This window comes from Methylobacterium sp. WL116, assembly GCF_008039455.1.
In the GTDB taxonomy this organism is placed as follows: Bacteria; Pseudomonadota; Alphaproteobacteria; order Rhizobiales; family Beijerinckiaceae; genus Methylobacterium.
The window spans coordinates 1-1,220 of record NZ_VRUV01000865.1 but is presented as its reverse complement, the minus strand read 5'-3'; the positions used below and the strand labels follow the sequence as shown (position 1 = coordinate 1,220).

The 1,220-nt window shown below is 71.8% G+C and carries 1 protein-coding gene; it reads right to left on the bottom strand.

What is annotated here, in order from left to right:
• On the bottom strand, positions 1-990 hold a 990-nt coding region (locus FV223_RS28025; protein WP_246689846.1), incomplete at its 3' end, for an HlyD family secretion protein.
• Positions 991-1,220: the final 230 nt, after the last annotated feature.

Here is a 1,220-nt window from a genome sequence, read left to right as displayed (position 1 = left end):
CACCGTGGCCTCGACCGACAGGCCGGCGCGCAGGCGCGCGAGCCGCGGGTCGGACGCGTCGATCGCGACCCGCACCGGCACGCGCTGGACGACCTTGGTGAAGTTGCCGGTGGCGTTCTCGGGCGGCAGCAGGGCGAACTGCGCCCCGGTGCCGGGCGAGAAGCTCTCGATCCGGCCCTCGAACGCGCGGTCGCCCAGCGCATCGACGGTGAAGGTAACGTGCTGTCCCTCGACCATCTCCCCGGTCTGCGTCTCCTTGAAGTTCGCCACGAGGTAGATGTCGCGGCCGGTCGGCACGATCGTGAGCAGCCCGGTGCCGGCCGAGACGAACTGCCCGACGCGCAGGGCCCGGTCGCCGACCGTGCCGGCGGCGGGCGCGGCGATGGTCGTGTAGCTGAGGTTGAGCTGCGCCTGCTCGACCTTGGCCCGCGCCCCGTCCAGGCTCGCGCGGGCGCTCGCCTCCAGCGCCGTCAGGCTCTCGACCTGCTTGCGGGCGGCGTCCAGCGAGGCGACGGACTTGTCGTGCGCCGCCCGCTTCTGCCTCAGGTCGGCATCGGCCTGCTGCTGGCGCTGGGCGGTGCCCGAGCCGGTCTGCAGCAGGTTCTGGTAGCGGGCGTATTCCTTGGTGGCGAAATCGAGGGCCGCATCGGTGTTCTCGACCTCGGCCTTCGCGCACTGCACCTGCGCTTGCTGCTGGAGGATGGCGGCGGCGGTCCCGAGCAGCTGGGCGCGGTTCTTCTCGACCTCGGCCTGGGCCTGCTTCAACGCGATCCGATACTCGCGGTCGTCGAGCCGCGCGATCGCGTCGCCGACCTGCACGGCCTGGTTGTCGCCGACCAGCACCGCGGCGACGTGGCCGGCGATGCGGGGGGCGACCGTCACCTTGTCGGCCTGCAGGTAGGCGTCCTCGGTCGTCTCCAGGAACCGGCCGACGGTCCACCAGTGCCAGCCGTAGCTGCCGCCCCCGCCGAGCGCGGCCAGGACGAGCAACGGAAGGATCAGCCGCGCGGGACGGCGCTTGCGCGCGGGCGCAGGAACGACGGGGACGGGCGCAGGATCGTCGGTGGATCGTGGTTGCATCGCGGCTGGCCAACAATAAAACGATACGGTATCGTTGTAATACGGTCGGCGGTTCGGGCTGACAAGGAGGAAGTTCATGACGCAGGTCGCGGCCGACGATGCGGAGGCGCAGCCCCGGCGCGGCGGCGGACGGCCGACCC